Raw genomic sequence first — 7,346 nt, 5'->3', positions numbered from 1 at the left:
CGTCGGTGCCGAGCAGGTCCGCCGCGGCCTGACCGAGCGCGTCGGCGGCCTGCGCCGCCGACAGCCGTTCGGTGCCGCCCGCGTGCTCATCGCCGGCCCCGGTGGTCAGCTTCGGATTCGGGAACCACGTGTCCAGCACGGTGCCGTCGGTGGTCACGGTCGCCAGTCCGACGCCGGTCGCGCCGGTCGTTTCGGGGTTGGGGGTCGCTGCACTCACGGCCGCTACGGTAACCCGTGCTCAGCCGGACCGTGTGCCCACGTCGGGCAGCGCCGACAGTTCCGCCCGCAGCGATTCGACCGCGCTGGCGATGTCGCTCAGCGCCGTCGCGCACGCGTCCGCCTCGGAGGTCGTGCACTCGTTCGCGCGGTAGGCCCGGATGCCCGCGTCGAGCTCCCGCGCGTGCTCGCCCAGAACGGGGTGCCGGTCGGCGAAGTCCCGCGCCGTGCCGGGCACGTTCGCCAGTTGCGTGACGTACTTCTCGCAGTTCGGCGGGTACACCTCGGTGGGCGCGCGGTAGCAGTCGTCGCTGGTGATGGCCTCCAGCTTGACGTCGAGCGCGCCGGGGCCCGGGTCCTGGCCCTGCCCCTCCGGCACCGGCCCGGCCTCGCGGGAACACGCGGTGAGCGCCAGCAGCAGCGCGACGGCGACGGCGGAAGTCCTACGCACGTCTCCACCGTAGCCAGTGCGCGCTACCGTGCTGGACATGCCCTCGCTCGACCTTCGCTCCGATCCGGTGGACCTCACCCACGCCCTTGTCGACATCGCCAGCGTCTCCGGCGCCGAGGCCGAGCTCGCCGACGCGGTGGAGGCCGCGCTGCGGGCCCAGGCGCCGCACCTGGAGGTGGTGCGGCACGGTGACGCCGTGCTGGCCCGGACGTCGCTGGGCAGGCCCTCGCGGGTGGTGCTCGCCGGGCACCTCGACACGGTCCCCGTGAACGACAACCTGCCCGCACACCGCACCGGATCGGGTGACGACGAAGTGCTGCACGGCCTCGGCAGCGTCGACATGAAGGGCGGGGACGCGGCGTTTCTGCACCTCGCGGCGGCGCTGCCCGAGCCGAGGCACGACGTCACGTTCGTGTTCTACGACTGCGAGGAGGTCGACGCCGCGCGCAACGGCCTCGGCCGTGTCGAGCGGGAGCTGCCAGAGTGGTTGCGCGGCGACCTGGCGATCGTGGGCGAGCCGTCCAACGCGGTCATCGAGGCGGGCTGCCAGGGCACGCTGCGGGCCGAGCTGCGGGCCGACGGTGCCCGGGCGCACACCGCGCGCGCGTGGATGGGCGTCAACGCGATCCACGCGCTGGGTGAGCCGCTGCGCAGGCTGGCCGAGTACCGGCCGAGGACGGTGGACATCGACGGGCTCACCTACCGGGAGGGCTTGCAGGCCGTCCGGGTCGAGGGCGGGGTCGCGGGCAACGTCGTCCCCGACGAGGCGGTCCTGGCCGTCAACCACCGTTTCGCCCCGGACACGACCGCCGAGCGGGCGGAGGCGCACCTGCGCGAGGTCTTCGAGGGCTACGCGCTCACCGTCGTCGACCGCTCGCCCGGCGCGCTGCCCGGTCTGTCGGCACCCGCCGCCGCCGAACTGGTCGAGGCGGCCGGTGGCCGGGTGGCGCCGAAGCTCGGCTGGACCGACGTGGCCCGCTTCGCCGCGCTCGGCATGCCCGCGGTGAACTTCGGGCCCGGTGACCCGACCCTGGCGCACACGCGGGGTGAGCACGTGGCCGCGAGCGAGATCCGCCGGGTCACCGAGGCGCTGCTCTCGCTGTTGCGGTCGTGACTCTACGCTGGGCGCTGTGACCGAGGTGACGCGCAAGATCGAGGACGACGACGAGCACCCCGCCGAGAGACGCCGAGGGCCGGTGGTGCTGCGCCGGACGCGGCAACCAGAGGATTCCACCACCGACCAGCGGTTGCTCGACTCGCGAGGGCCGAGCGACTGGGTGCACACCGACCCGTGGCGGGTCCTGCGCATCCAGGCCGAGTTCGTGGAGGGCTTCGGCGCGCTGGCCGAGGTGCCTCGCGCGGTGACCGTGTTCGGCTCCGCCCGCACCCCACGGGACCACCCCGAGTACCAGGTGGGCCGCGAGATCGGCGCGGCGCTGGCGAACGCGGGGTTCGCCGCGATCACCGGCGGTGGGCCCGGATCGATGGAGGCGGTCAACCGGGGCGCGTCCGAGGCGGGCGGGCTCTCGATCGGGCTCGGCATCGAGCTGCCGTTCGAGCAGGGCATCAACCCGTGGGTGGACCTGGGGGTGAACTTCCGCTACTTCTTCACCCGCAAAACGATGTTCATCAAGTACTCGCAGGCCTTCATCTGCCTGCCGGGTGGCTTCGGCACTCTGGACGAGCTGTTCGAAGCGCTGACTCTCGTGCAGACGAAGAAGGTCACCAAGTTCCCCGTGGTGCTGTTCGGCTCGTCGTACTGGGGCGGTCTCTACGACTGGGTGCGGGACACCGTGCTGGCCGAGGGCAAGATCGGCGAGCGCGAGGCGGACCTGCTGCACCTGACCGACGATGTCGACGACGCCGTGGGCATGGTGCTGGAGGCGTACAAGGCATGGGAGGAGACTCACTAGTGCGGCGACTCTGCGTTTTCTGCGGTTCGTCCTCCGGCAAGGACCCCGGCTACGCGGCCGACGCGGCGGCGCTGGGCGCGCTGCTCGCCCGGCGCGGCATCGGCGTCGTCTACGGCGGGGGCCAAGTCGGGCTGATGGGCACGGTCGCCGACGCGGCGCTCGAGGCGGGCGGCGAGGTGACCGGGGTGATCCCGAAGCACCTGATGCGGGAGGAGATCGCCCACCACGGGTTGACCGAGCTGCACGTCGTCGCGGACATGCACGAGCGCAAGGCCACGATGGCGCGGCTGTCGGACGGCTTCCTCGCGTTGCCCGGCGGCGCGGGAACGCTGGAGGAGCTGTTCGAGGTGTGGACGTGGGCGCAGCTCGGACTGCACGCCAAGCCCGTGGGCCTGCTCGACGTGCGCGGCTTCTACAGCAGGCTCGCCGAGTTCCTCGACCACATGACCGACGAGGGCTTCCTCAACCACGCCAGCCGCGACCTGGTCACGATCGACTCCGACCCGGAGGTCGTGCTCGACGCCTTCGCCCGCCACTCCTACACCCCGATCGACAAGTGGGCGGTCTGAACCCCTTTTTGTCGTGTCGTCAAGGCCCCCTTGACTGCGTTGAACGCAGGGAAGGAGGCCTTGACGGCATGCCAACGCACCGCGCGTGACACGATCGGGGTATGGACTCGGAGTGGTTCGCGCGGCGTACCTGGCAGTCCCCGTCGTGGACGGTGGACGAGCTGGTGCGGGCGAAGAACGGCCGCACCGTGTCGGTGGTGTTGCCCGCCCTGAACGAGGCGGACACCGTGGGCGCGGTGGTGTCCTCGGTCCTGCCGTTGCGCGACCGGCTCGTCGACGAGCTGGTCGTGGTGGACTCCGGTTCCACCGACGACACGGTGCGGGTGGCCGCCGAGGCCGGTGCGCGGGTCGTGCACCGCGAGGACGTGCTCACCGACTGGGCGCCGGTGCCCGGCAAGGGCGAGGTGCTGTGGCGCTCGCTGGCCGCCACCACCGGCGACCACGTCGTCTTCCTCGATTCCGACCTCGTCGATCCCGACCCGGCTTTCGTGCCCGCCCTGCTCGGGCCGCTGCTGTGCGAGCCGGGCGTGGAACTGGTCAAGGGCTTCTACCGCAGGCCGTTGCGGTTGGAGACCGACGAGCTGGGCACCGGGGGCGGACGGGTCACCGAGCTGCTCGCGCGGCCCCTGCTCGCCGCGCTGCGCCCGGCGCTGTCCGGGCTCGTGCAACCGCTCGGCGGCGAGTACGCCGCCAGCCGCGAGCTGCTGGAGTCCGTCCCGTTCGCCGCCGGGTACGGGGTCGAGATCGGCCTGCTGCTCGACGCGGAGGCCCGGTACGGCCTCGACGCACTCGCCCAGGTGAACCTGGGTGTGCGCAAGCACCGCAACCGTTCGCTGCTTCAGCTCGGTGTGATGGCGCGGCAGATTCTCGGCACCACGCTGGACCGGTGCGGTGTCGAGACCGCACCGGCCCGGGCCACCGCTCCCGGTTCCCCTGCCGAGCTGACCCAGTTCGTCCAGGTCGCGGGGGAGTGGCTTCCGGACGTGGCGACCGTGCCGCTGACCGACCGCCCGCCCTTGCGCCAGGTGTCGGCGCGGCGCACGTGAGCAGCGCGGGTATGTCACGATCGGAAGCGTGACCACCGCCCTGATCTACCTTCTCGTGATGCTGCTGGTGGCGGCCGTGGTGTTCCTGCTCGCCTCACTGGTGTTCGGGCGTGGTGAGGAACTGGCCCCGCTGGCGCCGGGGAGTTCGCCCACCCGGCTGCCCGCCGAGGACGTCACGGGAGCGGACGTGGACGCCGTGCGGTTCCAGATCGTCGTCCGCGGCTACAAGATGTCCGAGGTCGACTGGGTGCTGGCACGGCTCGGCGCCGAGATCGACGAACTGCGGGAGCGGGTCCGTCAGTTGGAGGCGCGTCCGGAGTGCGCGGAGCGCGAGGCGTCGTCGTGAGTGACGTGGCCGTGTCGGTGGAGGTCCCCGCGCCCGCGGGGACGGCGTGGCTGGCGCTGACCGACTGGGAGCGGCAGGGCGAGTGGATGCTGGGCACGAGCGTGCGCGTCGTTTCCGGCAACGGCCGCAGTGTCGGCTCGCGCCTCGAGGCGTTCACCGGGGCGGGTGGTGTCGGGGTGACCGACCTCATGGAGATCATCAGCTGGGAGCCGCCCGTGCGCTGCACCGTGCGGCACCTCGGCAAGGTCGTGCGGGGCACGGGCGCGTTCCACGTGCAGGCGCGCGGTCCGCAGCACTCGGCGTTGGTGTGGTCGGAAGATCTCGATCTGCCGTTCGGGCCCGTCGGCAAGGCCGGATGGCTCGTGGCCAAGCCCGCGTTCGCGCTGGGCCTGCGCCGCTCGCTGGAACGGTTCGCGCGGTTCGCCGAGTCGTACGTGGTGGGGCGGTGAACGCCGGGCTGCGGGGCCCGGACGGCCTCGACCGCTGCGCGTGGGGCAACACGGCACCCGACTATGCCGAGTACCACGACCGCGAGTGGGGCGTGCCGTTGCGCGGCGAGGCGGCGTTGTTCGAGCGACTGACGCTGGAGGCGTTCCAGTCCGGGCTGTCGTGGCTGACGATTTTGCGCAAACGGGAGAACTTCCGCGCGGCCTTCGCCGGGTTCGTGCCGGAGCGGGTGGCCGCCTTCACCGGCGACGATCTGGACCGGTTGCTCGCCGACGCCTCCATCGTGCGGAACCGGGCCAAGATCGAGGCGACGATCACCAACGCGCGGGCGACGCGGAGGCTCGACGTGCCGCTGGACGAGCTGCTCTGGTCGTTCGCGCCCGAGGCTGGCACGCGGCGGCGACCGCGCACGATGACCGACGTGCCCGCCACGACGCCGGAGTCCACCGCCATGGCGAAGGAACTCAAGAAGCACGGGTTCGCGTTCGTCGGCCCCACGACCTGCTACGCGCTGATGCAGGCCACCGGCATGGTGGACGACCACGTGTGCGGGTGCTTCCGCGCCGCCTGACCGCCCGGGTTGGCATGGCGTCAAGGCCTCCTTGACTGCGTTGAGTGCAGTGAAGGAGGCCTTGACGACACGGCAACAACGGGCGGCGCGGTGATCACGTGCCCCGGAAGTGGGGGGTGCGCTTGGTCACGAAGGCCTCCACCGCCTCGGCGTGGTCGGCCGTGGCGCCGAGCTCGGCCTGGGCCGTCTCCTCCGCGGCGAGCGCCTCGCGCAGCGTGCTCTCGCCGGCCGTGCGCACCGTGTGCTTGATCTTCGCGTAGGCGACGGTGGGGCCCGCCGCGAGCTTCGCGGCCACCGCGTGTGCCCGCGTGGCCAGCTCGTCGTCGGCGACGACCTCGCTGACCAGTCCGAACCGCAACGCCTCCGCGCTGTCGACCGTCCGTGCCAGCAGCATCAGCTCCAGCGCCCTGCCCTGGCCGACCAGCCGTTGCAACGTCCAGGACGCGCCCGAGTCCGGTCCCAGCCCCACGTTGGCGAAGGCCATCAGGAAGTTCGCCGAGCTGGCCGCGAGGCGCAGGTCGGCGGCGTAGGCGAACGCGGCCCCCGCCCCGGCCGCGGGCCCGTTCACAGCGGCGATCACCGGTTTGGGCATCTCGACGATCGCGGTGACGATGGGGTTGTAGTGGTCACCGACGGTGCGCAGCGGAGCATCGTCGCCCGAGCGCAGCATGCCCACGTGCTCCTTGAGGTCCTGGCCCGCGCAGAACGCCTTCCCGGCCCCGGTGAGCAGCACGGCCCGGACCTCCGGGTCGTCGGCGGCCCCGCGTAACGCCTCGAGCAGGCGCTCCTTCAACTCGACCGTCAGCGAGTTGTACGCCGAGGGCCGGTTCAAGGTCAGTGTGCGCACGCCATCGGCGTCGGCCTGGTTCAACACGTCCTCTGTGGTCACCGAATCCTCCGTAGTCGCTCGTCGTCCCGCGAGTCTGACAGGCGTGTGAAGCGCATACCAGCGGTGATCGCCCGTGGCTAAGATCGGTCCGCGTTCGCGGCCCACTCCGCATGGGGGACAATGGTGGAGACCCGGTTGCTTTGGCGGGCGCGACCCGGGCGCGCTGGTTCATCACGGAGGGAGCACGCTATGGCGGCCATGAAGCCCCGGACCGGAGATGGTCCCCTCGAAGTGACCAAGGAGGGGCGGGGCCTCGTGATGCGCGTGCCGCTCGAGGGCGGTGGTCGGCTTGTCGTCGAGCTGACGGCCGAGGAGGCCAAGGACCTCGGTGCGGCCCTGCAGGAGGCCACCGGCTGACCTTCCCCGTGTGACCCGCACCGGTCCGACGCGCGTGATTCGGCCCGGTTCGTCTCGTTGTGCCTGGAGGCCGTATGGCGCGCTCGCCGTTACCCCCCATCCCCACCCGGCTCCCCGACGTCACGGTCGGCACCACCCACCGCCGGGGTGCCGCCCTCGCGGAGGTCGTCACCGAGGACGGTGACACCCCGCTCGCCGACGTGCTCGCCGACCTCGGGGCCACCCGGAGGGCGGGCGAGGTACACGCGCTGTCCGGGCCGGACGGTCCGAGGTGGGTCGTGGGCGCGGGCTCCGGGAGCTCCTCGCAGTACCGTACGGCGGCGGCGGCGTTCGTGCGAGCCGTGGAGGCCGCATCCACCGCCGGGGTGGACACGGGCGGGGTGTCCGCCGTCGCGGTGCAGGTGCGGCTGCCGGACACGGCGGGGCCCGACGAGTACGCGGCCTTCGCCACGGGCGCGCTGCTCGGCGGGTACCGCTACCGCGTCTCCGGCTCCGACGACGGGGTCCGGGGTGCGCGGGCTGCGGCTGCTGAGCGGCCGGG

Annotated in this window: 11 protein-coding genes and 1 pseudogene; 9 read left to right on the top strand and 3 right to left on the bottom strand. The window is 72.3% G+C overall.

What is annotated here, in order from left to right; translation table 11 throughout:
* Both SACSA_RS23080 and SACSA_RS0114510 read right to left on the bottom strand, forming a co-directional pair.
* Positions 1–217, bottom strand: a pseudogene (locus SACSA_RS23080) (2,3,4,5-tetrahydropyridine-2,6-dicarboxylate N-succinyltransferase); the annotation flags it as partial.
* 21 nt (positions 218–238) lie between these two features.
* Positions 239–667, bottom strand: coding sequence for a hypothetical protein (locus SACSA_RS0114510; RefSeq protein ID WP_019816622.1), 429 nt, complete (start codon positions 665–667; stop codon positions 239–241).
* A 37-nt stretch (positions 668–704) separates the two neighbouring features.
* Between SACSA_RS0114510 and dapE the strand changes: the two genes are divergently transcribed.
* The 7 genes from dapE to SACSA_RS0114475 all read left to right on the top strand — a co-directional run bounded on the left by dapE (position 705) and on the right by SACSA_RS0114475 (position 5,559).
* Positions 705–1,781, top strand: coding sequence for a succinyl-diaminopimelate desuccinylase (dapE, locus tag SACSA_RS0114505; RefSeq protein ID WP_028661885.1), 1,077 nt, complete (start codon positions 705–707; stop codon positions 1,779–1,781).
* Positions 1,782–1,797: 16 nt separating this feature from the next.
* Positions 1,798–2,580 (top strand): LOG family protein, encoded by a 783-nt coding sequence (locus tag SACSA_RS0114500; RefSeq protein ID WP_019816620.1) that lies wholly within the window; start codon positions 1,798–1,800, stop codon positions 2,578–2,580.
* A complete protein-coding gene (locus SACSA_RS0114495; RefSeq protein ID WP_048876818.1) occupies positions 2,562–3,149 on the top strand; it encodes an LOG family protein in 588 nt (195 codons plus the stop codon). The genes SACSA_RS0114500 and SACSA_RS0114495 overlap by 19 nt, the downstream gene beginning before the upstream one ends.
* Before the next feature lie 101 nt (positions 3,150–3,250).
* Entirely contained in the window at positions 3,251–4,195 is a 945-nt protein-coding gene (locus tag SACSA_RS0114490) for a glucosyl-3-phosphoglycerate synthase (RefSeq protein WP_019816618.1), read from the top strand.
* 28 nt (positions 4,196–4,223) lie between these two features.
* Positions 4,224–4,541, top strand: coding sequence for a DivIVA domain-containing protein (locus SACSA_RS0114485; RefSeq protein ID WP_019816617.1), 318 nt, complete (start codon positions 4,224–4,226; stop codon positions 4,539–4,541).
* Positions 4,538–4,990, top strand: a complete 453-nt coding sequence (locus SACSA_RS0114480) for an SRPBCC family protein (protein WP_028661884.1) — start codon at positions 4,538–4,540, stop codon at positions 4,988–4,990. The genes SACSA_RS0114485 and SACSA_RS0114480 overlap by 4 nt, the downstream gene beginning before the upstream one ends.
* Entirely contained in the window at positions 4,987–5,559 is a 573-nt protein-coding gene (locus tag SACSA_RS0114475) for a DNA-3-methyladenine glycosylase I (RefSeq protein ID WP_019816615.1), read from the top strand. The genes SACSA_RS0114480 and SACSA_RS0114475 overlap by 4 nt, the downstream gene beginning before the upstream one ends.
* 94 nt (positions 5,560–5,653) lie before the next feature.
* Here SACSA_RS0114475 and SACSA_RS0114470 read toward each other — a convergent pair whose 3' ends face one another.
* Positions 5,654–6,448, bottom strand: coding sequence for an enoyl-CoA hydratase-related protein (locus SACSA_RS0114470; protein ID WP_019816614.1), 795 nt, complete (start codon positions 6,446–6,448; stop codon positions 5,654–5,656).
* A gap of 189 nt (positions 6,449–6,637) precedes the next feature.
* On the opposite strand from SACSA_RS0114470, the gene SACSA_RS24700 reads away from it, so the two are divergent.
* Both SACSA_RS24700 and SACSA_RS23075 read left to right on the top strand, forming a co-directional pair.
* Positions 6,638–6,805: a DUF3117 domain-containing protein gene (locus tag SACSA_RS24700; protein ID WP_083940256.1), complete on the top strand. Its 168-nt coding sequence runs from the start codon at positions 6,638–6,640 to the stop codon at positions 6,803–6,805.
* A gap of 74 nt (positions 6,806–6,879) precedes the next feature.
* Positions 6,880–7,346, top strand: a 467-nt coding sequence (locus SACSA_RS23075; protein WP_048876817.1) for a M17 family peptidase N-terminal domain-containing protein, incomplete at its 3' end; no start/stop codon positions are given.

The organism is Saccharomonospora saliphila YIM 90502 (genome assembly GCF_000383795.1).
Taxonomy (GTDB): domain Bacteria; phylum Actinomycetota; class Actinomycetes; order Mycobacteriales; family Pseudonocardiaceae; genus Saccharomonospora; species Saccharomonospora saliphila.
Note: the sequence above shows the minus strand (reverse complement) of the source record. Positions and strands in the feature narration are given on the sequence as shown.